Origin of the sequence: Pseudomonas sp. UBA3149 (assembly GCF_002364655.1) — a bacterium.
GTDB classification, from domain to species: Bacteria; Pseudomonadota; Gammaproteobacteria; order Pseudomonadales; family Pseudomonadaceae; genus Chryseomonas; species Chryseomonas luteola.
The window spans coordinates 36,355-59,485 of record NZ_DEYV01000005.1 but is presented as its reverse complement, the minus strand read 5'-3'; the positions used below and the strand labels follow the sequence as shown (position 1 = coordinate 59,485).

27 protein-coding genes are annotated in these 23,131 nt (G+C 54.0%); 4 read left to right on the top strand and 23 right to left on the bottom strand.

What is annotated here, in order from left to right:
- Window positions 1–82: 82 nt before the first annotated feature.
- The 9 genes from iscX to trmJ all read right to left on the bottom strand — a co-directional run bounded on the left by iscX (window position 83) and on the right by trmJ (window position 6,474).
- The gene (iscX, locus tag B3729_RS02050; protein ID WP_010797325.1) at window positions 83–283 is read right to left on the bottom strand and encodes a Fe-S cluster assembly protein IscX; all 201 of its coding nucleotides are present in this window, start codon (window positions 281–283) and stop codon (window positions 83–85) included.
- An 11-nt stretch (window positions 284–294) separates the two neighbouring features.
- Window positions 295–633 (bottom strand): ISC system 2Fe-2S type ferredoxin, encoded by a 339-nt coding sequence (gene fdx / locus B3729_RS02045; RefSeq protein ID WP_010797324.1) that lies wholly within the window; start codon window positions 631–633, stop codon window positions 295–297.
- A 7-nt stretch (window positions 634–640) separates the two neighbouring features.
- Window positions 641–2,500 (bottom strand): Fe-S protein assembly chaperone HscA, encoded by a 1,860-nt coding sequence (gene hscA, locus B3729_RS02040; RefSeq protein ID WP_286786919.1) that lies wholly within the window; start codon window positions 2,498–2,500, stop codon window positions 641–643.
- A 44-nt stretch (window positions 2,501–2,544) separates the two neighbouring features.
- A complete protein-coding gene (gene hscB, locus B3729_RS02035; protein ID WP_286786918.1) occupies window positions 2,545–3,066 on the bottom strand; it encodes a co-chaperone HscB in 522 nt (173 codons plus the stop codon).
- 8 nt (window positions 3,067–3,074) lie between these two features.
- Window positions 3,075–3,398 (bottom strand): iron-sulfur cluster assembly protein IscA, encoded by a 324-nt coding sequence (gene iscA, locus B3729_RS02030; RefSeq protein WP_074827960.1) that lies wholly within the window; start codon window positions 3,396–3,398, stop codon window positions 3,075–3,077.
- Window positions 3,399–3,408: 10 nt separating this feature from the next.
- Window positions 3,409–3,795: a Fe-S cluster assembly scaffold IscU gene (gene iscU / locus B3729_RS02025; protein ID WP_019365648.1), complete on the bottom strand. Its 387-nt coding sequence runs from the start codon at window positions 3,793–3,795 to the stop codon at window positions 3,409–3,411.
- Between the two features lie 28 nt (window positions 3,796–3,823).
- Entirely contained in the window at window positions 3,824–5,038 is a 1,215-nt protein-coding gene (locus tag B3729_RS02020) for an IscS subfamily cysteine desulfurase (protein WP_286786917.1), read from the bottom strand.
- Between the two features lie 31 nt (window positions 5,039–5,069).
- Window positions 5,070–5,567, bottom strand: a complete 498-nt coding sequence (gene iscR, locus B3729_RS02015; RefSeq protein ID WP_010797318.1) for a Fe-S cluster assembly transcriptional regulator IscR — start codon at window positions 5,565–5,567, stop codon at window positions 5,070–5,072.
- A gap of 133 nt (window positions 5,568–5,700) precedes the next feature.
- Window positions 5,701–6,474: a tRNA (cytosine(32)/uridine(32)-2'-O)-methyltransferase TrmJ gene (gene trmJ / locus B3729_RS02010; protein ID WP_026003925.1), complete on the bottom strand. Its 774-nt coding sequence runs from the start codon at window positions 6,472–6,474 to the stop codon at window positions 5,701–5,703.
- Between the two features lie 135 nt (window positions 6,475–6,609).
- Here trmJ and suhB point away from each other — a divergent pair, with 135 nt between their 5' ends.
- On the top strand, window positions 6,610–7,425 hold the full coding sequence (gene suhB / locus B3729_RS02005) for an inositol-phosphate phosphatase (RefSeq protein ID WP_010797316.1): 816 nt from the start codon (window positions 6,610–6,612) through the stop codon (window positions 7,423–7,425).
- Between the two features lie 34 nt (window positions 7,426–7,459).
- Here the strand turns inward: suhB and B3729_RS02000 are convergent, their stop codons facing one another.
- The 7 genes from B3729_RS02000 to rplM all read right to left on the bottom strand — a co-directional run bounded on the left by B3729_RS02000 (window position 7,460) and on the right by rplM (window position 12,133).
- Window positions 7,460–7,870, bottom strand: a complete 411-nt coding sequence (locus tag B3729_RS02000; RefSeq protein WP_074827954.1) for a ClpXP protease specificity-enhancing factor — start codon at window positions 7,868–7,870, stop codon at window positions 7,460–7,462.
- 13 nt (window positions 7,871–7,883) lie between these two features.
- Complete coding sequence (locus B3729_RS01995; RefSeq protein WP_074827950.1) at window positions 7,884–8,501, bottom strand: glutathione S-transferase N-terminal domain-containing protein; 618 nt, start codon at window positions 8,499–8,501, stop codon at window positions 7,884–7,886.
- A 75-nt stretch (window positions 8,502–8,576) separates the two neighbouring features.
- A complete protein-coding gene (locus tag B3729_RS01990; RefSeq protein WP_409438607.1) occupies window positions 8,577–9,305 on the bottom strand; it encodes a cytochrome c1 in 729 nt (242 codons plus the stop codon).
- On the bottom strand, window positions 9,305–10,516 hold the full coding sequence (locus B3729_RS01985) for a cytochrome b (protein WP_286786915.1): 1,212 nt from the start codon (window positions 10,514–10,516) through the stop codon (window positions 9,305–9,307). The genes B3729_RS01990 and B3729_RS01985 overlap by 1 nt, the downstream gene beginning before the upstream one ends.
- Window positions 10,513–11,109: a ubiquinol-cytochrome c reductase iron-sulfur subunit gene (gene petA / locus B3729_RS01980; RefSeq protein WP_010797311.1), complete on the bottom strand. Its 597-nt coding sequence runs from the start codon at window positions 11,107–11,109 to the stop codon at window positions 10,513–10,515. The genes B3729_RS01985 and petA overlap by 4 nt, the downstream gene beginning before the upstream one ends.
- 187 nt (window positions 11,110–11,296) lie before the next feature.
- Window positions 11,297–11,689: a 30S ribosomal protein S9 gene (rpsI, locus tag B3729_RS01975; RefSeq protein ID WP_010797310.1), complete on the bottom strand. Its 393-nt coding sequence runs from the start codon at window positions 11,687–11,689 to the stop codon at window positions 11,297–11,299.
- Between the two features lie 15 nt (window positions 11,690–11,704).
- The gene (gene rplM / locus B3729_RS01970) at window positions 11,705–12,133 is read right to left on the bottom strand and encodes a 50S ribosomal protein L13 (protein WP_010797309.1); all 429 of its coding nucleotides are present in this window, start codon (window positions 12,131–12,133) and stop codon (window positions 11,705–11,707) included.
- Window positions 12,134–12,359: 226 nt separating this feature from the next.
- On the opposite strand from rplM, the gene B3729_RS01965 reads away from it, so the two are divergent.
- Complete coding sequence (locus B3729_RS01965; RefSeq protein ID WP_286786914.1) at window positions 12,360–13,397, top strand: NADP(H)-dependent aldo-keto reductase; 1,038 nt, start codon at window positions 12,360–12,362, stop codon at window positions 13,395–13,397.
- Between the two features lie 34 nt (window positions 13,398–13,431).
- Here B3729_RS01965 and nfi read toward each other — a convergent pair whose 3' ends face one another.
- From nfi to B3729_RS01945, 4 genes are all read right to left on the bottom strand, one after another.
- Window positions 13,432–14,169: a deoxyribonuclease V gene (gene nfi, locus B3729_RS01960; protein ID WP_286787074.1), complete on the bottom strand. Its 738-nt coding sequence runs from the start codon at window positions 14,167–14,169 to the stop codon at window positions 13,432–13,434.
- A 72-nt stretch (window positions 14,170–14,241) separates the two neighbouring features.
- Complete coding sequence (zapE, locus tag B3729_RS01955; protein ID WP_037030784.1) at window positions 14,242–15,336, bottom strand: cell division protein ZapE; 1,095 nt, start codon at window positions 15,334–15,336, stop codon at window positions 14,242–14,244.
- A 106-nt stretch (window positions 15,337–15,442) separates the two neighbouring features.
- On the bottom strand, window positions 15,443–16,795 hold the full coding sequence (locus B3729_RS01950) for a tryptophan--tRNA ligase (RefSeq protein ID WP_286786913.1): 1,353 nt from the start codon (window positions 16,793–16,795) through the stop codon (window positions 15,443–15,445).
- Between the two features lie 81 nt (window positions 16,796–16,876).
- Window positions 16,877–17,509, bottom strand: a complete 633-nt coding sequence (locus B3729_RS01945; protein ID WP_286786912.1) for an alpha/beta hydrolase — start codon at window positions 17,507–17,509, stop codon at window positions 16,877–16,879.
- Window positions 17,510–17,644: 135 nt separating this feature from the next.
- Between B3729_RS01945 and B3729_RS01940 the strand changes: the two genes are divergently transcribed.
- The gene (locus B3729_RS01940) at window positions 17,645–18,079 is read left to right on the top strand and encodes a YhcB family protein (protein WP_122043306.1); all 435 of its coding nucleotides are present in this window, start codon (window positions 17,645–17,647) and stop codon (window positions 18,077–18,079) included.
- Between the two features lie 46 nt (window positions 18,080–18,125).
- On the opposite strand, the gene cysN is transcribed toward B3729_RS01940, so the two are convergent.
- The 3 genes from cysN to B3729_RS01925 all read right to left on the bottom strand — a co-directional run bounded on the left by cysN (window position 18,126) and on the right by B3729_RS01925 (window position 21,819).
- Window positions 18,126–20,024, bottom strand: coding sequence for a sulfate adenylyltransferase subunit CysN (gene cysN / locus B3729_RS01935; RefSeq protein WP_286786911.1), 1,899 nt, complete (start codon window positions 20,022–20,024; stop codon window positions 18,126–18,128).
- A gap of 1 nt (window position 20,025) precedes the next feature.
- Window positions 20,026–20,943: a sulfate adenylyltransferase subunit CysD gene (gene cysD / locus B3729_RS01930; RefSeq protein ID WP_010797301.1), complete on the bottom strand. Its 918-nt coding sequence runs from the start codon at window positions 20,941–20,943 to the stop codon at window positions 20,026–20,028.
- Window positions 20,944–21,060: 117 nt separating this feature from the next.
- Window positions 21,061–21,819, bottom strand: coding sequence for a Nif3-like dinuclear metal center hexameric protein (locus B3729_RS01925; RefSeq protein ID WP_074827915.1), 759 nt, complete (start codon window positions 21,817–21,819; stop codon window positions 21,061–21,063).
- A 124-nt stretch (window positions 21,820–21,943) separates the two neighbouring features.
- Between B3729_RS01925 and B3729_RS01920 the strand changes: the two genes are divergently transcribed.
- A complete protein-coding gene (locus tag B3729_RS01920; RefSeq protein WP_286786910.1) occupies window positions 21,944–23,128 on the top strand; it encodes a S1C family serine protease in 1,185 nt (394 codons plus the stop codon).
- The last annotated feature ends 3 nt before the right edge of the window (window positions 23,129–23,131 follow it).

Sequence of the window (23,131 nt, the reverse complement as noted above, 5' to 3'; positions counted from 1 at the left end):
CCAAAGTTGGGCATTTAGCAAAAACGAAACCCGCGGATTATACGCGGGCTTCGGTCAAAAGCGTAGGCTAACGAAGAATAGGTTAGTCCGCTTCTTCAATCCACGCAGCCTGGATGGCTTCGAGTACCTTCTCGCCACCCCGCTGGGGGTCATCGTCAAACCCGGGCAGTGCGGTGACCCAGTTACGCAAATTCACGAAATTTACATAGCGGGGATCCACATCCGGGTGAGCTTCGGAAAGAGCGATTGCGATATCCAGCACATCGACCCATTTCATCGCCATGATGATCTTCCTTAGTGACGTTCCGATACCTGATTGATGGTGTAGCGGGGAATTTCAACGACCAAGTCGGCAGTGCCAACCTTTGCCTGACAGGACAGCCGGGACTCCGGCTCCAGCCCCCATGCCTTGTCCAGCATGTCATCTTCAAGCTCGTCAGACGGCTCCATGGAGCCGAAGCCTTCACGAACGACGACATGGCAGGTCGTACAGGCACAAGACATCTCACAGGCATGCTCGACTTCAATACCGTTGCGCAACGCTGCATCGATAATGGTTTCACCTTCTTCGGCCTGGATCACCGCGCCCTCGGGGCAATGCTCTGGGTGGGGCAGAAAAACGATCTGCGGCATGGTGAACTTACTCCTGGATTTCGTTAAGACGACGACCCGCCAGGGCCGCCTTGATCGATGCATCCATCCGGCGAGCCGCGAATGCATCGGTCACTTGGGAAAGACGCTTGGTTTGTACTTCAATAGCAGAGGCATCTGAATGGTCGACAAGACTCTTTAGCTTGTCGATCTCGGCCTCTATAACTTCACGCTCTTCAGCATCCAGCAAACGATCGCCGTCCTCAGCGACTGCCGCCTGGACCGCCTCTAGAAGACGTTGCGCCTCGACTTGCTGCTCACGTAGCACGCGAGCGTTCATGTCATTGCCGGCATTCTGGAAAGAATCCTGCAGCATACGCGCGATTTCACCATCCGTCAGACCATAGGATGGCTTGACCTGGATACTAGCTTCCACACCACTGGAGAGCTCTCGCGCCGAGACGCTCAGCAAGCCGTCCGCATCTACCTGAAAAGTCACACGGATCTTGGCAGCGCCAGCCACCATAGGCGGAATGCCGCGCAGCTCGAAACGAGCCAGCGAACGAGCATCTTTCACCAGCTCTCGCTCACCCTGCAGCACATGAATCATCATGGCTGACTGGCCATCTTTATACGTTGTGAAATCCTGGGCACGTGCCACAGGTATGGTCGTGTTACGCGGGATAATCTTTTCCATCAAACCGCCCATGGTTTCAAGCCCAAGGGAGAGCGGAATGACATCCAGCAGCAAGAGCTCTTCGCCACCACGGTTACCCGCCAGGGTATCAGCCTGAATGGCCGCACCGATGGCAACAACCTTATCCGGATCAATATCCGTCAGTGGCTCGCGACCGAACAGTCTGGCCACTGCGGATCGGACTTGCGGCACGCGAGTGGAGCCACCCACCATGACCACCGCCTTGACTTCCTCAAGCTCGCAACCAGAGTCACGCACTGCGCGACGGCAAGCTTTCAGGCTTCGCGCGATCAACGGCTCGATCAGTGTTTCAAAGTGCTCGCGAGTAAGCTCGCCCTGCCAGGTACCGTAACTGAGCGTAACAGTAGGTTGCGCCGACAATTGCTCTTTGGCCATGCAGCCTAATTGCAGTAACTGACGTTGCTCTGAGGGCGACAGATTAGTAGACAGCCCCGCCTGTTCGATTACCCAGGTCGCAATGGCATGGTCGAAATCATCACCACCCAAGGCACTATCACCTCCGGTAGCCAGGACTTCGAAAACCCCTTTGCTCAAACGCAGGATGGAAATATCAAATGTGCCGCCGCCCAGGTCATAGATCGCAATGAGGCCCTCTGCACCACGATCCAACCCATAGGCCACTGCCGCTGCGGTGGGCTCGTTAAGCAGCCGCAACACATTCAAACCGGCCAGCTTGGCAGCGTCCTTGGTCGCTTGGCGCTGCGCGTCATCAAAGTAAGCCGGAACGGTTATTACCGCGCCAACCAATTCACCACCCAGGGTCTTTTCTGCACGCGAACGCAGTACACGAAGGATTTCGGCTGAGACCTCAACAGGGCTCTTGAGCCCCTGTATCGTCTCGATGAAAGGCATGTGGGACTCGCCTTCAGCGAATCGATAGGGTAACTGCTCGCCCAGCTGTTTGATGTCAGCCAGACCGCGACCCATGAAGCGTTTTACGGAAAGAATCGTATTGAAAGGATCTTGTGCAGCACTTTGCTTGGCTACATCCCCTACTTCAATATCCTTTTCCAGATAGCGAACGGCTGAGGGAAGAATGACACCGCCCTGCTCATCAGGAAGCGGCTCAGAGACGCCGCTGCGCACGGCAGCGACAAGAGAATTCGTAGTGCCCAGATCAATCCCTACCGCCAACTTGCGTTGATGCGGCTTGGGAGCCATTCCAGGTTCGGCAATTTGCAATAAAGCCATTGCTATTCAGCTTGTGCTAGGGGCGCCTTTAAGCAGGCGCCAGATTAATCGTCGAGGCGCTCTTCCAACTGACGCACTTCGCTGCTCAGCTTGTCGAGAAACTGCATGCGGCGAACAAGCCGTTCTGCAGTTTCCTGTTTCGAAGCTTTCTCCCAACACGAATCGAACTCATGCTCGAGTTCAGCCTGGGATTTCTTCAAACGCTGCTTGAAGGGCGCGATACCATCAACGTCCCCCTCATCCTGCAATTCTTCCAACTCTTCACGCCACTGCATCTGCTGAAGGAGAAAGTCGGGATCCTGGATAGTCGCCTCAACAGGCATTTCATGCCCTTGAAGCGACAGCAGGTAACGGGCTCGCCGCGAGGGAGTCTTGAGAACGTGATACGCCTCGTTCAACTGCGCCGCACGCTCCAGTGCCTGTCGCCGCTCCCGCTCGGGGGCATCGGCAAAGCGATCAGGATGCACTGTACGCGCAAGCTCACGATAGCGACTCGAAAGCTGCTCGAGATCAAGCGCAAAAGACGGCTTGAGATCGAACAAGGCAAAGTGACAAGGCGTTCCCACGGGCGACCTCAAACGTTGAAGCTTTCGCCGCAGCCACACTCACCGCGCACGTTAGGGTTATTGAACTTGAATCCCTCGTTGAGTCCTTCCTTGACGAAGTCCAGTTCGGTACCGTCAAGGTAGACAAGGCTCTTCGGATCAATGATGACCTTGACGCCATGGCTTTCGAACACCTGATCTTCTTCAGCCAGCGTATCAACGAATTCCAGCACATAGGCCAAGCCCGAACATCCGGTGGTACGTACGCCCAGACGGATACCTTCGCCTTTGCCGCGTCCTTCCAGAGAACGCTGCACGTGACGTGCAGCAGATTCAGTCATGCTAATGGCCATCAGTGCCTCCTCAAGCCAAACCTTTCTTCTGCTTATAGTCCTGCACCGCCGCCTTGATGGCGTCTTCGGCCAGAACCGAGCAGTGAATCTTGACCGGAGGCAAAGCTAGCTCTTCAGCAATCATGGAGTTCTTGATCGCCTCTGCCTCATCGATGGTCTTGCCCTTCATCCACTCGGTAGCGAGCGAGCTGGAAGCGATGGCAGAGCCACAGCCATAGGTCTTGAAGCGTGCATCTTCGATGATGCCCTGATCGTTGACCTTGATCTGCAGACGCATGACATCACCACACGCCGGCGCACCAACCATGCCTGTTCCGACGTCAGGATCTTCGGCATCGAATTTGCCAACGTTACGCGGGTTTTCGTAGTGATCGATTACTTTATCGCTGTAAGCCATTTCTCAATCCTCACTCATCAGGAGCGGTTTAGTGTGCCTGCCATTCAACTGTGGTCAGGTCAACGCCCTCTTTGTACATATCCCACAACGGAGAAAGTTCACGCAGCTTGGTTACTGCATCACGCACTTTCTCGGCGGCGTAATCAACTTCTTCTTCGGTCGTGAAACGGCCAAAGGTGAAACGAATGGAGCTATGAGCCAGTTCATCGTTACGGCCTAACGCGCGCAGCACATAGGAAGGCTCAAGCGAGGCCGAAGTACAGGCCGAACCCGACGATACCGCCAGATCCTTGAGCGCCATGATCAGGGATTCACCCTCTACATAGTTGAAGCTCAAGTTCAGGTTATGCGGTACGCGTGAAACCAGACTGCCGTTTACATACAGCTCTTCCATATCCTGAAGCTTGCTGTAGAAACGATCGCTCAGCGCCTTGATACGAACGTTTTCCTGCGCCATCTCTTCCTTAGCAATTCGGAAGGCCTCGCCTATCCCGACGATCTGGTGAGTCGCCAGCGTACCGGAACGCATACCACGCTCGTGACCGCCGCCATGGGTCTGCGCCTCAAGACGAACGCGCGGCTTACGACGAACATAAAGCGCACCAATACCTTTCGGACCATAGGTCTTGTGTGCCGAGAAGGACATGAGGTCAACTTTCAGCGTCTCAAGGTCGATCTCAACCTTACCAGTTGACTGAGCAGCATCCACATGGAACAGGATGCCACGGGCACGCGTAAGCTCACCCAGCGCAGCGATGTCATTGATGGTGCCGATCTCGTTGTTGACGTGCATCAGGGAAACCAGAATGGTGTCCTCACGCAATACTGCTTCAACCATATCCGGCGTGATCAGGCCATCTTCGCCTGGCTCTAGGTAAGTCACCTCAAAACCTTCGCGCTCGAGCTGGCGAGTCGTATCCAATACGGCCTTGTGCTCGATCTTCGACGTAATGATGTGCTTGCCCTTGCTCTGATAGAAGTGAGCCACACCTTTGATCGCCAGGTTATCCGATTCGGTCGCACCGGATGTCCAAACGATTTCACGTGGATCGGCATTCACTAGCTCGGCAACCTGACGGCGAGCATTCTCGACCGCTTCTTCAGCCTTCCAGCCAAACATGTGCGAGCGCGAGGCTGGATTACCAAAGTTACCATCTACCAAGAGACACTCGCTCATTTTCTGAGCGACACGTGGATCGACTGGAGTAGTTGCAGAGTAATCAAGATAAATCGGTAATTTCATCGGTAACTCCTATATCAGGCTGGCGGCCGGCTCACTCAATAGCGGACGCTTCAATCTTTTCAATGTCCGAGGCACGAGTTCGGCTATTGCACACTCGCTTGTCCTGACGGTTCGCTACAGCTTGTATCTCATTACGCGCAACTAGATCCGCTAGCGTGATACCGCTGAGAAACGTATGAATCTGCTCGCTCAGATCGCACCACAAGTGATGCGTCAGGCATATGTCACCGGAGTGGCAATCGCCCTGCCCCTGACAGCGGGTAGCATCGACAGACTCGTTTACGGCATCGATGACCTGAGCGACATGAATGTCCTGCATATCGCGCGACAGTTGATAACCACCGCCCGGTCCACGCACACTGGTTACCAAAGTGCCACGGCGCAACTTGGCAAACAGCTGCTCAAGATAGGAAAGCGATATACCTTGGCGCTCAGAGATGTCAGCCAGGGAGACCGGTCCACGCTGCGCATGCAGCGCCAGATCAAGCATGGCGGTGACGGCGTATCGTCCTTTGGTTGTCAGTCTCATGGCAAAACCAGGATGTACTTTAGATAGGTCAAGTATGCAATTCCTGACTATTTAAGTCAACTATAAGCCCTATCGATTCAGTCAACCATTAAAGCCGACCAGAGGCGTTGGCGCACTCGGCTAAAACTGGCCTTCAGACATCATCAGTTTTGCATTTTTCGCCACGAACAACCTTTTGCGTCTCGGTCAGAACACCACGAAGGATATTCATCTCCAGCTTGGTGATTGCACTGCGCCCATAAAGCCTGCGTAGGCGAGACATGAGATGGCGAGGCTTCTCGGGATCGAGAAAACGAATATCGATAAGCGTTTCCTCGAGATGGCGATAGAACAGCTCCAACTCCTCAACAGTGACCAGCTGGGTATTGAGCATGGCCGTACTTTCGACCTTGTTCATCTTGGTGGGCTGCCCTTGAAGGGCCAACCATGCCATGCGTACCTCGTAGACGAGCACCTGTACTGCAGCCGCAAGATTCAGAGAGCCAAATTCCGGGTCAGAAGGAATATGAACATGAAAATTGCAGCGCTGAAGCTCTTCATTCGTCAGGCCTGCATACTCGCGACCAAATACCAGCGCCACCTCCCCACCCACCTCGGCATGCTGCAGCGACGTTTGTGCGCACTCACGGGGATCGAGCAGCGGCCAGGGGATACGGCGATCCCTTGCGCTGGTTCCCAGAACAACGCTGCACCCTGTCAGCGCATCTTCCAGCGTTTCGACAACACAAGCATTATCCAGCACATCCGTGGCACCGGATGCGCGCGCTACGGCATCGCCATGGGGGAACTGCTCAGGCTGCACCAGATACAGCCGCTTCAATCCCATGTTCTTCATGGCGCGAGCCGCACCGCCAATATTGCCAGGATGGCTTGTGTTAACTAGGACAACGCGTATGTTCTCGAGCAAGTAGCACCCCCTCTTTAAAGGTGCGAATCTTACCGGACCCCTGTGCGCAAAACCATTCATGCCGACAAGGCAACCGCTCTCTGCATTCTTTTCTGCTAGAATAACCGGCTTTCTTTTACAACCAGGTGGTTTCTCATGCAGCCCATGCTGAACATTGCGCTGCGCGCAGCTCGTAGTGCCGGTGAATTGATCTTTCGCTCAATCGAGCGCCTGGACCTCATCGCTATCGACGAAAAAGGCGCCAACGATTTCGTGACCGAGGTCGACCGGGCCGCCGAACAAGCTATTTTCAACGTTTTACGCAAGGCTTACCCCAACCACGGCTTTCTAGGCGAGGAGTCCGGACTCATCGAAGGTCAGGGTGATGGCGCTGATTATCTGTGGGTCGTCGATCCGCTGGATGGAACCACCAACTTCATTCATGGCGTCCCGCACTTCTCTGTCAGCATCGCGTGCAAGTATCGCGGCCGCATCGAGCATGCCGTTGTATTGGACCCGGTTCGTCAGGAAGAATTTACCGCCAGTCGCGGACGTGGCGCCGCTCTCAATGGCCGACGCTTGCGTGTCAGCACTCGTAAAAGCCTTGAGGGTGCATTGATCGGCACTGGCTTCCCGTATCGCTCCAGCAATATGGACTACCTGGATAATTATCTAGGCATGTTCCGCACCCTGAGCACCCAAACCGCAGGTATTCGCCGCGCGGGATCTGCTGCATTGGATCTAGCTTATGTGGCCGCTGGTCGATTCGACGCCTTCTGGGAAATGGGGCTATCCGAGTGGGATATGGCAGCAGGTGCGCTACTGATTCAAGAAGCTGGTGGTCTGGTCAGCGACTTCAATGGTGGCCATGACTACCTTGAAAAAGGTCATGTAGTAGCAGGCAACACCAAGTGCTTCAAGGCACTGTTGACTACGCTGCAACCTCATCTACCCGCCTCACTGAAGCGCTGAATGAAAACCGCCCACTGATGTGGGCGGTTTCGTTTTACTTGACTACTTTCAGGCTAGGCCGCCCTTGCGGCTTGCCTGGTGCGGACTTAGGCGCAGAACCTTCCGGCTTACCCTTGGGATCATCATCTGGAGAAGAAGGCTCCAGATCAAACACCATCCCCTGCCCATTTTCGCGCGCATAGATAGCCAGAACAGCTTGGGTGGGCACATAGAGACTATGGGCTACACCACCAAACCGCCCATCGAAACTCACGGCTTCGTTATCCATGTGCAATTGGCGAATAGCTCCTGGCGCAACGTTGAGAACAATCTGACCGTCACTGGCATAGCCCGGCGGAACCAGCACATTCGGATAGTCCGCATTGACCAGGATATGCGGTGTGCAATCGTTATCCACGATCCACTCATACAGCGCCCGAATCAAATAGGGACGGCTTGAATTCATTATGTTCCTCCTATCAGCGCATCTCGCGCTCAACTGGCGACAAGCTCGCCTGAAAGGTATCGCGGACGAAATGGCGATCCATATAATCAAAAATCGGCTTGGCTTGTCGCGGCAACTCAACACCCAGGCCAGGTAAACGCCAGAGCAAAGGCAATAAATAGCAGTCAACCAAGCTCATTTCCTCATTTAAGAAGAATTTCTTGTCTGCAAAAAGAGGAGCAACCGAAGTAAGACTGCTGACGAGCTGCCGGCGGACCTGCTGAACATCACCACTTCCTTTTTGCTGACTCATGATGAGATCAGCGTTGTCGCACCAATCCTTCTGGATGCGATGCATGAGCAATCGCATCTGTGCTCGAGCAACAGGGTAAGCCGGCAATAGCGGAGGATGGGGATAACGCTCCTCCAAATACTCCAGCACGATGGTCGAGTCATATAACACAAGATCACGATCCTGCAGAACAGGTAGCGTCCTGTAGGGATTCGCATCAGCCAGTGCTGCCGGATACCTGGCAGGATCGATATCTTTAACCTCCACATCGACCTGCTTCTCGGCAAGCACAAGGCGAACACGATGCGAGTACGGATCCCTAGAGTCAGAAAAACAGGTGAGACGCGTTACATTAGCCATACACTTCTTCGCTGTGCAGCCCCAAACAGGGCAAACGATCGCACCTCACGGCACAGATCCCACTAAAAACAGACATCATTGGACGTCTTTCCAATATTCTCGCTTGAGCAGGTAGGCAAATACAAAAAGAATTGCCAGATACGCCAGAACATAAACACCAATCCGCTCAGCCTTTTCTTTATTCGGGTCCGCTGAATACGCTAGAAAAGCCACAAGATGGCGAACCGTTTGGTCAAACTGCTCAGCGGTTTGCGATCCTGTCCCTGAAATGACAACAAGCTCCCTGCAACTGCCTGCGCTATTCTCTTCTACAGGCAGACAGGCCTGACGGCCCTGCAAAGCGCCCAGGACATTTGGCATGGCTACATTGGGGTATACGAGGTTGTTCACGCCCCAGGACCTGGAGGGATCTTCATAAAATCCTTTGAGATAGTGATACAGCCAGTCTTCCCCTCGAACGCGAGCCACCAGCGTCAAATCAGGAGGTACGGCGCCAAACCAGCCCATTGCATCCTCAGCACGCATACTTGAAGTCATGTGATCGCCTGGCTTGGCCTCAGTAAAAATCAGTGTTTTTTGTAGAACATCCTCAGGAATGGAAAGGTCCCTAGCTACATGCTCATAACGCTGATACTGGGTGCCATGACACCCCATACAAAAATTAACAAAGGTGCGCGCCCCTTCCTGAAGGGCGGCCTTGTCAGAAAGGTCAACGCGAACCTTCTCAAACGGAACATTTTCCGCCCCCTTCAGGGCTAATGGCATACACGTGAGCACCAGCAATGCCATTAGCCTGAACAGCATCACCTTACTACCCTCTCAGGTACCAGACCTACCCGCTCGACACGGGTGTAAAACGGCATGAAGACGAAATAGCCAAAGTACAGCACAGTAGCCAAGCGAGATAGAAAAATCCGTTCAGACGTAGGGGGAAGAACCCCTAGTACGCCAAGCGCTACAAAGGCCATACAAAAGAGCAACAGCGCCAATCGGCTCATCCATCCTTTGAAGCGCATCGACTTTACAGGACTGCGATCTAGCCAGGGCACTACGAATAGGACGGCAACAGCTGCTCCTATGATCATGATGCCGGCCAGCTTGTCAGGCACAGCTCGAAGCATCGCGTAAAAAGGCGTGAAATACCAAACTGGAGCGATATGCTCAGGCGTCTTCAGCGGATCGGCAATTTCAAAATTCGATCTCTCCAGAAAATAACCACCACCTTCAGGAAAGAAGAAAACCACGCTACAGAAGATAAAGAGAAAGACCGCCACACCCATTAGGTCTTTGACGGTGTAATACGGATGAAAGGGAATACCATCAAGCGGCCTACCCGTTTCATCAAGGCTTTTTCTGATATCTACCCCCAGCGGATTATTGGAACCCACTTCGTGCAGGGCAAGAATATGCAGCACCACCAATCCGACCAGCAGTAGTGGCAGCGCGATAACATGCAGCGCAAAGAAGCGATTGAGCGTAATACCTGAAATTAGGTAATCGCCGCGTATCCATTGCGCCAGGTCTTCGCCCACCACAGGAATGGCGCCAAACAGAGCGATGATTACCTGAGCCCCCCAATAAGACATCTGCCCCCAAGGCAGCAGGTATCCCATGAACGCCTCGGCCATGAGTAGAAGATACAGCAACATGCCAAAGACCCAGACTAACTCGCGCGGCTTTTGGTAAGACCCATAGAGCAGGCTTCGAAACATATGCAGGTAGACAACAATAAAAACAGCTGAGGCGCCTGTTGAATGCAGATAACGAATGAGCCAGCCGTAATCGACATCGCGCATGATGTATTCAATTGAAGCAAAGGCACCTGCTGCCGTGGGGGTATAGCTCATCGCCAACCAAATGCCTGTTACCAATTGGTTGAACAGGACAAGCAAGGCCAGGGATCCAAAAAAATAAAGGACATTAAAGTTCTTGGGTGCGTAATAGTGGCTTAGGTGCTCGCTCCATAGACGCGAAGCAGGAAAACGAGCATTTAGCCAAGCCTTCAACCTGCTCATCCCGCCTCCTTTTGACTCATGCCTATCACAATAATATGTTCAGACTCGTAAGCGTAAGGCGGAACCACTAGGTTGAGCGGCGCAGGCTGCGCCTTGTACACCCTTCCAGCCAGATCATAGCGTGAGCCATGACATGGGCAGAAATATCCTCCCAACCACTCCGTTCCTAGGTCAGCAGGAGCAACTTCCGGCCTAAAGATCGGGGAGCAGCCTAAATGAGTGCAAACACCTACCACGACCAGCACATCCGGCCTGATTGAACGCAAGCGACTGTTTACATAATCGGGCTGTATTGAGTCATGAGAATCAGGGTCAGCCAGCTGATTTTCCAACCTCGACAGGCGCTCCAATGCATCTGCGCCACGCCTGAGTACAAAAACAGGCTGACCACGCCATTCAATAACAATTTGCCGCCCCGGCTCCAACTTGGAAATATTGACCCTTATCGGAGCGCCAGCGGCTTTCGCCTTGGCACTTGGAGACCATGATTTAATAAACGGGATAGCGGCGCCAGCGACCCCCACTGCGCCTATTACCGAGGTTGCCGCCACCAATAGTCGGCGACGCCCCTGATTGACACCCCCATCACTCATTCAAAGCCCCTTCGGCCACCACCACCCAAGCCATTTCACGCGAAGGCAGAGGATACTTAAATTCAACGAGAGAACCTATTCATCTGCTTTAGCCAAACCTGCCCAAACATAGCTAGGCAACAGACGCAGGGCAAAAAAAAACCCAGTCTCGAAAGAGACTGGGTTTTGCAAGCGAAGCTGCTGGAGCTTAACGCTTGGAGTACTGCGGACGCTTACGCGCTTTACGCAGACCGACTTTCTTACGCTCAACTTCACGCGCGTCACGGGTAACATAACCCGCTTTGCGCAGAGAGCTGCGGTAGGTTTCGTCGTATTCGATCAGAGCACGAGTGATACCGTGACGAATAGCACCGGCCTGGCCGCTAACACCGCCACCCGCAACAGTTACGTACACGTCGAATTTTTCGAGGGTTTCAGTCAGCTCAAGCGGCTGACGAACAACCATGCGAGCTGTTTCACGACCGAAGAATACGTCGATGTTACGATTATTGATGGAAATCTGGCCAGTGCCCGGACGCAGGAAAACGCGAGCGGTAGCTGTCTTACGACGGCCAGTACCGTAATTTTGAGTCGCCGACATTATGTACTATCCCGTTTAAATCTTCAGTTCTTGAGGCTGCTGAGCGGTATGCGGATGAACGCTACCTTTGTAAACCTTCAGCTTACGATACATGTCGCGACCCAGCGGGTTCTTCGGCAACATACCTTTGACTGCGGTTTCGATAACGCGCTCAGGAGCACGAGCGATCAGCTTTTCGAAGTTGATCGACTTGATACCACCCGGGAAGCCGGAATGGTGGTAGTACATCTTGTCGGTAGTTTTGGCGCCAGTTACACGAACCTGCTCGGCATTGATAACAACGATATAGTCGCCAGTATCAACATGAGGAGTGTATTCCGGCTTATGCTTGCCACGCAGACGGCTAGCAATTTCAGTAGCCAGACGACCCAGGGTCTGGCCGGCAGCGTCGACGACATACCAGTCGCGCTTAACAGTTTCCGGTTTTGCTGTGAAGGTTTTCATTCGTTATGGCCTCAGGGCCGCCTGAAAAAAGACGGCAAATCTTACAGAACAGTACGATCCTTGACAAGTCAAGGGCAGCCGGAAACAGACGCTAATCGGGGGCTCGGGTCAGCGCGTCCGCTACGGCGAAAATCGACAGGCTAGGCATCCCCTGTCAATAAAGCTGCGGAATTATGACGATTACTGTGAAAATATCAACTGTTATCACATCAAGAAAGGAAATTAAATGAAGCATCGTAGCCTTGGACGAACCACTATCAGCGTCAGCGAACTCTGCCTGGGCACCATGACCTGGGGAGAGCAGAACACTCAGGATGAAGCTTTCGCTCAAATAGACCAGGCAGCAGAACATGGCATCAATTTCATGGATGCCGCCGAGATGTACCCTGTCCCGCCGCGACCAGAGACCTATGGCCACACAGAGCGCATTATCGGAAATTACTTCAAGAAACGAGGCAACCGTGACCAATGGATCTTGACCAGTAAGGTTGCCGGGCCGGGCAATAACATTTCCCACATCCGTGACGGCAACCTAAAGCACAACCGGCAGCACATTGTCGCGGCACTGGAAGGTAGCCTTGAACGTCTGCAAACGGATTACATCGACCTTTATCAATTGCATTGGCCGGACCGAGAAACCAATTTTTTCGGCAAGCTGGGCTATGTCCATAACGACAAGACGTTTACGCCGCTTGAGGAAACGCTTGAAATCTTGAATGAGCAGGTCCAGGCGGGAAAGATTCGCCATATCGGACTTTCCAATGAGACACCATGGGGCACGATGCGCTTTCTTCAACTGGCGGAAGAGCGCGGCTGGCCACGTGCAGTCACCATTCAGAACCCCTACAACCTCCTGAACCGATCCTTTGAAGTAGGTTTGGCGGAAATCGCTATCCGCGAGCAATGCGGGCTCCTGGCCTATTCGCCACTGGCGTTTGGCATGCTAACCGGAAAGTATGCCAACGGCGCAAGGCCGGAACACGCACGCCTGACACTGTTCAGCCGCTTCACTCGCTACAACAACCCTGAAACGATGCGAGCTACCGAACAATACGTTCAGCTAGCCAAGCAGCACGGCCTTGATCCTGCACAAATGGCACTGGCTTACGTTACCAGCCGTCCATTTGTTACCAGCAATATCATTGGAGCGACCTCTCTGGAGCAGCTTCAAAGCAATCTCGACAGCGCAAACCTGACGCTATCAGAGGAAGTGGTCGCAGGCATTGAGGCCATTCATAAAATCCAACCCAATCCAGCGCCCTAACGGAAAAGCGCTTTCCCTCAAGAAAGCGCTTACGCTACGAGAATAAATCACCCTGATCCTCAAGCTGACCTGATGTCTGAGAAGACTTGTCTCGCCGAGAAGCCAGTCGATCAGCCAATCGGGTCGGCTCGGGCAGGCGGTGTTTACGCACGCACGCCATAACCAGTTCAGGTGCTGTTTTCAAACTGACCCGATTACCGGGCGACACGATCAGAGGCTTTACCTTGTCCTTGCTGCGCAAAACAGTGCCAATCAACTCTCCCTTGGCAAGCAGGCCCACTTGAGAGCCCCGCGTTTCTGCCAAAGGCTCATGGCTTCCCGTCAGGATTTTTTTCGCAACCCCTATCGTTGGCAGTCCTGTAACGACCCCCAAGTGGGCAGCGATACCCAAGCGCCTTGGGTGAGCAATCCCGTGACCATCGCAAAAGATCAGGTCCGGGGTTTCAGGCAGCTCCGATAAGGCCTGCAGAACCGCAGGCAGCTCCCGAAAGGAAAGCAACCCTGGAATGTAGGGCATATTGGTGGGGATACGAGCTACCGCCTGAGCAATGGGATCCAATGTTTCAGCATTGAGCAGGATGGCCGCAGCACGGGTCACGGCACCCTCCTCCTCAAAGCCTACATCCACGCCAGCAATCAGACGCAGCGAAGGAAAGTCATCCTCCAGTCTGACCTGCTTGGCCAGCTCAATCTGCTGTTTGCGCGCAGCGGCGGGCGTGCCGTCCCACTCATTGAAAGGTGAAGTAGCCACATTGACTCCTGTCGTTACCATTACGGTATTCGAGCCGGATTGAATGCAGCCAGTTCCAGATAGCAGCAGGGCCACACTTGCGGCCCCTGAATCTTATGGCTTATGCGCTCTCGACAGATATTCGTGGGATTGCATTTCCAGCAAACGGCTCAGCGTACGCTGAAATTCAAACTCGAGCCGTCCACCTGCATACAGATCCTTAAGCTCAACTTCTGCCGACAGGATCAATTTAACGTTACGGTCGTAGAACTCATCGACCAGGTTGATGAAGCGACGCGCCATATCGTCTTTCGTTGCATTCATCTGCTCGACGTTGGAAACCAGTACCGCCTGGAAGATCTTACCCAGCTCAATGTAGTCGTTCTGGCTACGAGGACCGTCACAGAGCTCTCGAAACTCGAACCAGGCTACATCGTCGCACGTCTTGCGTGGTTTGATCTCCCGGTTCTCGATAACCAACGGCTCACCAGTTGATGCACTACCGCACTCCACCGTAAGCGCCTTGAAGCTTTTGGCCATTTCCGTCTCGGCCTGCTCCGTTAACGGCCAGTGATAAAGCTCAGCCTGCTCCAGCGCACGCAAACGATAATCCACACCGCTATCGACATTGACGATTTCGGTGTGCTGCTTCAGCAATTCAATCGCAGGCAAGAAGCGGGCGCGCTGCAATCCATCCTTGTAAAGCCCGTCAGGGACGATATTGGAAGTCGCCACTAGCGATACGCCGTTTTTGAACAGCTCATCCAGCAGCGTTGCCAGAATCATGGCGTCGGTAATGTCCGATACGAAAAACTCGTCAAAGCAGATGACACGAGCTTCATCCGCAAAGCGCCGACCAATGATGGTCAATGGGTTCTTCTCACCTTTTAGCGTCTTCAACTCCTCATGCACCCTCTTCATGAACCGATGAAAGTGTGTACGCATTTTCTTGTCGAAGGGAAGTGAGTCATAAAAGGTGTCAACCAGATAGGTCTTGCCGCGCCCTACTCCGCCCCAGAAATAAAGCCCCTTTACAGGGCCGGCGGGCTTTTTACCCAAAAGACGGCCTAGCAACCCAGGCTTGCTGTCTGCCTGGCTAACCAGGTCATCATAAAGCCGCTGAAGATGCTTTACCGCCTGCTCCTGAGCAGGATCATGAAAAAAGTCGGGACGTTCCAGATCGGCCTTGTAGCGCTCTAAGGGTGTCATGACAGGCTGCATAGATTCGAAGGGGAGCTCACTTTAGCGGCGAGCTTCCAAGTTGACAATTAACGAGGCAAGCGGCTTAAGCTGCCCGCCTCGTCGATAGGCGCCATTACTCGGCAGTCATTTCCACCAGTGCTTCACGCAAGGCATCAACAGCGTGTTGACGCTCATCGGCATTAGCGAAGTCCGGACTTTCCGCCACAGGCTCGCCAGCCAGCAATACCGTGAAGCGTAGCTCTTCTGCCTTGATTTCCAGCTGCCCAACCTCGCTCTGGAGGCGCTGCGTCATCTGCCCAGCGGTTTTTGGATCCGCAAAGGTGCGAGAAAGCAGCAGTTGAGAGCCATCGGCGGCCAGCAGTCTGAAGCGGAAAGTACCATCATGTTCGCGGAAGCTAACGAAACGCGCCCGCTTCGCGGCCTTCTTCTTGGTCTTTTCAGTCTTGACCTGGGCATTCAGGGAGCGAAGCCCCACAGCCTCGCGCAACTCACCCAGGAACGGTGTAGCTATCTTGCGCGCCTTGGTAGCACCGGCTAGAAGAACGTCTTCAATGTCGTCTGGTTTGGCAATCAATGCATTGTAATGCTCTCTTGCCTCGCCCAGCTCTGCCTCCAAAAGCTGGAACAGACGCTGCTTGGCCTCCCCCCAAGCCAGACCACCCTGCAGATCATGACGGAACTCGGCCGTCTGCTCGGCTGTAGCAAATGCCTGATAAAGCGTAAACAAATGAGCGCTGTCCGGATCTTTGGGTTCGCCCGGCTCTCGCGAATCAGTGACGATACGGGCAATCGCCTCCTTGAGCTGCTTGGCGGTCCCAAAAAGTGGGATCGTGTTATCGTAGCTTTTGGACATCTTGCGACCATCCAGCCCCGGCAGCGTAGCAACCGTCTCCTCGATAAGCGCTTCAGGCAGCTCAAAGAAATCCTTGCCGGCACCAAACAGATGATTGAAGCGTTGAGCGATGTCACGTGCCATTTCAACGTGCTGGATTTGGTCCCGACCTACCGGTACTTGATGAGCGTTAAACATCAGGATGTCTGCTGCCATCAGGACCGGATAGCTGTATAGCCCCATCGTGACGCCAGCATCCGGGTCTTCGCCAGCAGCGACGTTCTTGTCAACGGAAGCCTTGTAAGCATGAGCGCGGTTGAGCAAGCCTTTGGCGGTGACGCAGGTTAACAGCCATGTCAACTCCGGTATTTCTGGAATATCAGATTGGCGATAGAACGTGACCCTTTCAGGATCAAGACCACACGCCAGCCATGTAGCAGCAATTTCAAGGCGAGAGCGCTGAATACGCAACGGATCATCGCACTTGATCAAGGCGTGATAATCCGCCAGGAAATAAAACGAGTCGGTATCGGCCGAGCGACTGGCTACAATGGCAGGACGGATGGCGCCTGCATAATTACCAAGGTGAGGAGTACCGGTTGTGGTAATACCGGTCAGAATACGTGTGGTCATGGCGTATGGTGCATTCTCATCTAGGGCGGCCAGTATCAGGCATGGCCGCCAATTACGGCGTCTTCGGACGCAACGGCTTAATCAGTCCAGTCGAGGCTGGACCAGCGCTTTGAGGTCGGTCAGTTTGCCATGAAAGAAATGGCTGCACTCAGGGACTTTGATCAACTCATGGCGCTGCTGCAACGCTTCAGACCAGGCATAGACCTTTTCCGGCGTGACGACTTCATCGGCCTCGGGCTGAATGACCGTCAAAGGACAGCGCAGCGGTAGCTTACCTTCAATATCGAAGCGTTCGACAGAAGGAGCCAGCATGAACAGACGAGTCAATGCCTGCCCGTCTCCTTCCAGACGCCCTGCCAGGCATCCCGCCACACAGGCACCGAATGAAAACCCCATGACGGTTAAAGGTACCCCTGGGTGCTGCCTTATCAACCACTGTGCAGCCGCATAGGCATCATCAATCTCACCTGCTCCCTCACCGTAGCTTCCAGCGCTTTGTCCTACGCTTCGAAAGTTGAAACGTAGCGTGGAAAAGCCTGCATCCCTTACAGCACGTTGCAGCGTAGAAATGACCTTATTGTGCATAGTCCCGTCAAACAGGGGATGCGGATGGCAGATGATCGCTACGCCATGGGCGTCAGGCTGATCAAGATGCAAGGCTTCGAGTGGCCCTGAAGGCCCTTCGATCGAAACTGGATTTTCTCGTGTAGACACACCTGAACTCCGTGACCCTCTATCGGGTCGACTCGTCTAGCTCGTTGACTGCACTCACTATTTAACATGGGACAGTGTACAAGCGCAGCAAGAAGCCGTTACCGTAATGCAAAAGACGTTCAGAGAGGAAGATTCGTGGACCAGTCCCTGACTATTTGGCTAATGCCTGTTATTGCCCTGCTCGTTGGTATAGGCATCGGCTTTCTGATTGCGCGCCTGATGCCTGGCACCGCGCCCAACCGAGTACAACGCCAGCTTGACGAGCTTCAGCAGCGCTTTGACAGTTATCAACATGAGGTCACTAGCCACTTCAGCACAACGGCAGGACTTGTGAAAAAACTCACCCAGAATTACCAGGATGTGCAGCGTCACCTTTCCGAAGGTGCGGATCGCCTGGCTCTGGACGAGTTGACACGCCAGCGCCTACAAGCGGCCCTGCATAGCCATGACAACTACCCATCACCACGCGACCGTCTGGACGGTCCTGCAGAGGCGCCCAAGGACTACGCGCCAAAGGGCGATACTGACAGCGGGCTGGATGAGGCCTATGGCCTTAAGAATCACCGCTGAAAAGATAAATAAAAAGCCCGGCAATAGCCGGGCTTTTTATTAACACCTAGATATGACCTCTGGCCCGCAGCAAGGCAATTACCTGCCTGGCTCCTTCCTCGATGGAAAGGCTTTGCGTATCGATTACCAGATCGGCGTTTAGCGGCACATCGTAGGGGAAGGACTCACCCGGGATGTTGTCACCCTCAGCCGCATACAGCCCCTGAGGATCGCGTTCACGACATGCCTGTGGAGAGGCCTGAACATATACTGTAATGACCCGCTCAGGACCAATCAGAGTCTTGGCCTGCTCACGCCCTTCGGCGTCCGGTGCTACGAATGCGGCAAGGGTCAATAGGCCGGCCTCATTGAACTGACGGGCCACATGGGCCGCCCGAAGCCAATTCTCACGACGCCCTGCACGATCCTGCGGAAGCCCCTTGTTAAGGTCATGACGCAGGTTCTGCCCATCCAGTACATACACCGCACGTCCGGCATCGAACAGCTTGCGCTCGACTGCATACGCCAGCGTGCTCTTGCCTGCGCCGGAAAGACCTGTAAAGAGCACCGTAGCAGGCTGCTGGCCGAACCGAGCCGCGCGCTCCTCAGTGGAGACATGTAGCTGATGGCCATGCTGATCGGCAGTACCGCCCACCTTGGGATCCGCGATGATCATGCCTGCGCCGACCGTACCATTGGTAAGCCGATCGATAACGATGAAGGCACCCGTGGTACGGTTGCGCTCGTAACTGTCTAGAGCGATAGGGGCATCCAGGCTGACCTTGACCCGCGCAATCTCGTTCAGCTTGAGCTGGCTGGCCTGACCTTTTTCCAGCGTGTTTACATCAACCGTATGCACGATGCTGGGCAGAGAGCCGGGGACATAGCTGGCTGCACGCTTGATATCGTATTTCTTGCCAGGCAGCATGGGCTCTTCAGCCATCCAAACCAGCATGGCTTCGAAGCTATCCGTCACGTGGGGTCGATTATCTGGATGAACCAGCAGATCTCCACGGGAGATATCGATTTCATCTTCAAGCGTCAGCGTAACGGCCTGACCAGGAATAGCCTGCTCCAGCTCGCCCTCGAACGTGACGATGGATTTCACGCGGCTACCCTTGCCTGATGGCAGCACAACAACCTCATCACCCTTATGCACCACGCCAGAGGCCAGAGTACCGGCAAATCCGCGGAAGTTCAGGTTTGGACGGTTTACGTACTGGACCGGAAAGCGCATGTCGGTGACATTGCGATCGGCTGCGATCTCGACGGTTTCCAGAATTTCCATCAGCGGCTTGCCGGTATACCAGGGCGTTTGCTCGCTGCGATTGACCACGTTATCGCCCTTGAGCGCTGACATCGGGACAAAGTGAATGTTCTTGGCGCCCAGATTGATGCGCTCGGCAAAGCTCAGGTAATCCTCGCGGATCCGGTTGAAAACCGCTTCGTCAAAGCCCAGCAGATCCATCTTGTTCACCGCAACCACAACGTGCTTGATGCCGAGCAGCGATGCAATAAAACTGTGACGACGTGTTTGGGTCTGCACACCGTAACGTGCGTCGATCAGGATAATCGCAAGGTCACAAGTGGACGCACCGGTTGCCATATTGCGAGTGTACTGCTCATGACCAGGAGTATCGGCAATGATGAACTTGCGCTTGGCCGTAGAAAAATAACGATACGCCACATCAATGGTGATGCCCTGCTCACGCTCGGCCTGCAAGCCATCCACCAGCAGCGCCAGATCCACTTCCTCGCCTGTGGTACCGACTTTCTTGGAGTCGCGAGTAATTGCCTCAAGATGATCTTCATAGATCATCTTGGAATCATGCAGCAGGCGACCAATAAGGGTGCTCTTGCCATCATCTACGTTGCCGCACGTCAGGAAGCGAAGTAGCTCCTTGCGCTCGTGCTGGGCCAGGTATGCCAGGATGTCCTGACTAATCAGTTCGGATTGATGCGACATATTAGAAATACCCCTGACGTTTCTTCTCTTCCATTGACCCCGCCGCATCATGGTCAATGACTCGACCCTGACGCTCGGAGGTCCGAGTCAGCAGCATTTCCTGAATGATATCGGGTAGCGTAGCCGCAGAAGACTCGACCGCCCCGGTAAGTGGATAGCAACCCAGGGTACGGAAGCGGACCTGCTGCTTCTGAATACGTGCTTTTTCCTCGTCGGAAAGGTGATCGAGAATACGCTCGTCGTCGATCATGATGAGCGTGCCATTCTTCTCGATGACGTCCCGCTCTGCCGCAAAGTACAGCGGAACGATCGGGATACTCTCCAGATAGATGTATTGCCAGATATCCAGCTCGGTCCAGTTCGAAAGCGGGAAGACCCGAATCGATTCGCCCTTATTGATGTTGCCGTTGTAGATATTCCACAACTCCGGGCGCTGGTTCTTTGGATCCCAGCGGTGTTTAGTGTCACGGAACGAATAGACGCGCTCCTTGGCACGAGACTTTTCTTCATCGCGACGTGCGCCGCCAAAGGCAGCGTCGAAGCCGTATTTATCCAGTGCCTGTTTGAGGCCTTGAGTCTTCATCACATCGGTATGCTTGGCGCTACCATGTGTAAAGGGATTGATTCCCTGAGCGACGCCTTCTGGGTTTTGGTGAATCAGAAGATCCAGTCCCATTTCCTTGACCATGCGATCACGAAACTCGTACATGGCTTTGAATTTCCAGCCTGTATCGACGTGCAGAACAGGAAACGGCAACTTGCCGGGAAAAAAGGCTTTACGCGCCAGATGTAGCATTACCGCGGAATCTTTACCGATGGAATACAACATCACAGGGTTGTCGAATTCGGCGGCCACCTCACGAATGATGTGGATGCTTTCCGCCTCGAGCTGTTTCAAATGAGTCAGTTTATCGAGCATGGCTACTCACGGAATTGCGGAGGGACGGCCAGCGGGCCGTGGACGAACACTCACGATACCACAGCATAACTCTTCTATTCAGGAGCCTGCTTAGAACCAAGTGTTCTATATATATATTCAAGCCGGATTCGAACTGTCGATGAAGACATGCTCTATGCCAAAACGTCCTGCAAGATACTCTCCCAAAGCCTGAACGCCGTAACGCTCGGTCGCATGATGGCCAGCCGCAAAAAAACTGATGCCATTTTCACGCGCACTGTGAACGGTCTGCTCCGATACTTCACCTGTAAGATAGGCATCAACACCAGCGGCGATAGCCTGATCGATATAACCCTGGGCTCCCCCTGTACACCAGGCGATCCGCTTGATGGGGCGATCACCCTCGATTACGAGAGGTTCGCGCCCTAGAACATGCTTGATATGAGCTGCAAACTCGGCAGCGGTACGCGGTTCACTTAGTGTCCCTTGCAAAACGATAGAGCGTGGATTACCTGGCTCGATCCCTCCCTCAACCGTGATACCCAAGCGCTCGGCCAGCTGAACGTTATTACCCACCACAGGATGCAAATCGAGCGGCAGGTGATAAGCCACCAGGCTCACGTCATTAATGATCAAGGTCTTGAGTCGACGCTGCTTCATTCCGATGACACGCGGATCCTCGCTTTTCCAGAAGTAGCCGTGGTGCACAAGCACCATGTCGGCTCCCGCCTCTATCGCGGCATCCAACAACGCCTGGCTTGCGGTCACACCGCTAACGATACGAGCCACCGTAGCGCGACCTTCCACTTGCAGGCCATTGGGGCAGTAATCCTTGATTGCAGCAGCATCAAGATAGCGGTTCGCCTCATCCAGCAGTGTCGTCAAGGCTATGGTCATGGTTATATTCTCCATTAAACAGGCTCTACCAATCGGTTCGCATGTCTTTATAGACAAAGGCAGCTCCGTATAATGGCCGCACCTTATCGGCCGTACACAGGCCTCGCAACAAGGATTGGTAATAATGTTAAAGGCCTTGCGCTCCTACGGCTGGCCCATCGTGGTAGGCATCCTGCTGGCAGCGGTGGTAGTCATTCGATTTCCTGAATGGGTAGGCTTGCCCAAGCAGCAGGTACACTTCGAGCAGACGACTGAGACCTCCCCTCGCACTCAAGGCCCGGTCTCTTATGCTGATGCCGCCAGCAAGGCAGCTCCGGCCGTAGTTTCACTACGTTCGACCAAGCATCCCAAGAAGCCCAGCGCGCCAATTCAGGATGACCCCTTATTCAAACCCTACTTTGATAAGAATCCACCAAAGAGTAACGAAGAGCTGAGCCTGGGTTCGGCAGTGATCATGAGCCATGAAGGCTATCTGCTGACCAACAACCATGTCACCTCCGACGCCGATACCATTGTCGTGGCGTTACAGGATGGCCGGCAGACGGTGGCGCATCTGATAGGAAGCGATCCCGATACAGATCTGGCTGTTCTCAAGATTGATCTGAATAGTCTTCCGGCCATCTCCATCGGCCATTCGGAAGCCATTCGCATCGGGGATGTGGCACTGGCTATTGGCAACCCGTTCGGCGTAGGTCAGACGGTGACCATGGGCATTATCAGTGCCACAGGCCGTAACCAGCTGGGGCTAAATACCTATGAGGATTTCATCCAGACAGATGCAGCCATCAACCTGGGTAACTCTGGTGGGGCACTGGTAGATGCCAACGGCAATCTGATTGGTATCAACACAGCGATTTTATCCGGTGGCTCGCAGGGTATCGGCTTCGCCATACCCATCAAACTGGCCATGGACGTCATGCAATCAATCATTGCCCACGGCCAGGTAATTCGCGGCTGGCTAGGTGTTGAGGTAGAACGTATTTCCCCAGAGCTTGCCGCCTCGTTCAACCTGCCTAATCAGGCCGGTATTGTCGTTTCTGGGGTTTACCCCAACGGTCCGGCACAACGTGCCGGCCTGCAGCCAGGCGACATTCTGCTTAAGCTAGACAACGAACCTGCGATCGATGGTCGCCAGTCCATGAATCAGGTCGCACGCAGCAGACCTGGAGACAAAATCTCGATAGAAGTGCTTCGCAATGGCAAGCCGCTCAAACTGACCGGAATCATAGGTTTAAGGCCACCCATTGATACCAGCACGTCATCCGGGCCCTCCCCTGATGAGTCAGCACAAAAAAACGGCGCCCCATAGGCG

Coding starts and splice junctions, on each gene's coding strand:
- rpsI (WP_010797310.1), bottom strand. CDS start 11,689: ATGTCGGCGACTCAAAATTACGGTACTGGCCGTCGTAAGACAGCTACC.
- B3729_RS01965 (WP_286786914.1), top strand. CDS start 12,360: ATGAAGCATCGTAGCCTTGGACGAACCACTATCAGCGTCAGCGAACTC.
- B3729_RS02000 (WP_074827954.1), bottom strand. CDS start 7,870: ATGAATTCAAGCCGTCCCTATTTGATTCGGGCGCTGTATGAGTGGATC.
- cysN (WP_286786911.1), bottom strand. CDS start 20,024: ATGTCGCATCAATCCGAACTGATTAGTCAGGACATCCTGGCATACCTG.
- iscX (WP_010797325.1), bottom strand. CDS start 283: ATGGCGATGAAATGGGTCGATGTGCTGGATATCGCAATCGCTCTTTCC.
- rplM (WP_010797309.1), bottom strand. CDS start 12,133: ATGAAAACCTTCACAGCAAAACCGGAAACTGTTAAGCGCGACTGGTAT.
- nfi (WP_286787074.1), bottom strand. CDS start 14,169: ATGGTAACGACAGGAGTCAATGTGGCTACTTCACCTTTCAATGAGTGG.
- iscR (WP_010797318.1), bottom strand. CDS start 5,567: ATGAGACTGACAACCAAAGGACGATACGCCGTCACCGCCATGCTTGAT.
- B3729_RS01950 (WP_286786913.1), bottom strand. CDS start 16,795: ATGACCACACGTATTCTGACCGGTATTACCACAACCGGTACTCCTCAC.
- B3729_RS02020 (WP_286786917.1), bottom strand. CDS start 5,038: ATGAAATTACCGATTTATCTTGATTACTCTGCAACTACTCCAGTCGAT.
- iscA (WP_074827960.1), bottom strand. CDS start 3,398: ATGGCCATTAGCATGACTGAATCTGCTGCACGTCACGTGCAGCGTTCT.
- iscU (WP_019365648.1), bottom strand. CDS start 3,795: ATGGCTTACAGCGATAAAGTAATCGATCACTACGAAAACCCGCGTAAC.
- B3729_RS01985 (WP_286786915.1), bottom strand. CDS start 10,516: ATGAGCAGGTTGAAGGCTTGGCTAAATGCTCGTTTTCCTGCTTCGCGT.
- petA (WP_010797311.1), bottom strand. CDS start 11,109: ATGAGTGATGGGGGTGTCAATCAGGGGCGTCGCCGACTATTGGTGGCG.
- B3729_RS01995 (WP_074827950.1), bottom strand. CDS start 8,501: ATGGCTAATGTAACGCGTCTCACCTGTTTTTCTGACTCTAGGGATCCG.
- suhB (WP_010797316.1), top strand. CDS start 6,610: ATGCAGCCCATGCTGAACATTGCGCTGCGCGCAGCTCGTAGTGCCGGT.
- zapE (WP_037030784.1), bottom strand. CDS start 15,336: ATGACACCCTTAGAGCGCTACAAGGCCGATCTGGAACGTCCCGACTTT.
- B3729_RS01990 (WP_409438607.1), bottom strand. CDS start 9,305: ATGCTGTTCAGGCTAATGGCATTGCTGGTGCTCACGTGTATGCCATTA.
- B3729_RS01920 (WP_286786910.1), top strand. CDS start 21,944: ATGTTAAAGGCCTTGCGCTCCTACGGCTGGCCCATCGTGGTAGGCATC.
- B3729_RS01925 (WP_074827915.1), bottom strand. CDS start 21,819: ATGACCATAGCCTTGACGACACTGCTGGATGAGGCGAACCGCTATCTT.
- fdx (WP_010797324.1), bottom strand. CDS start 633: ATGCCGCAGATCGTTTTTCTGCCCCACCCAGAGCATTGCCCCGAGGGC.
- hscA (WP_286786919.1), bottom strand. CDS start 2,500: ATGGCTTTATTGCAAATTGCCGAACCTGGAATGGCTCCCAAGCCGCAT.
- cysD (WP_010797301.1), bottom strand. CDS start 20,943: ATGCTCGATAAACTGACTCATTTGAAACAGCTCGAGGCGGAAAGCATC.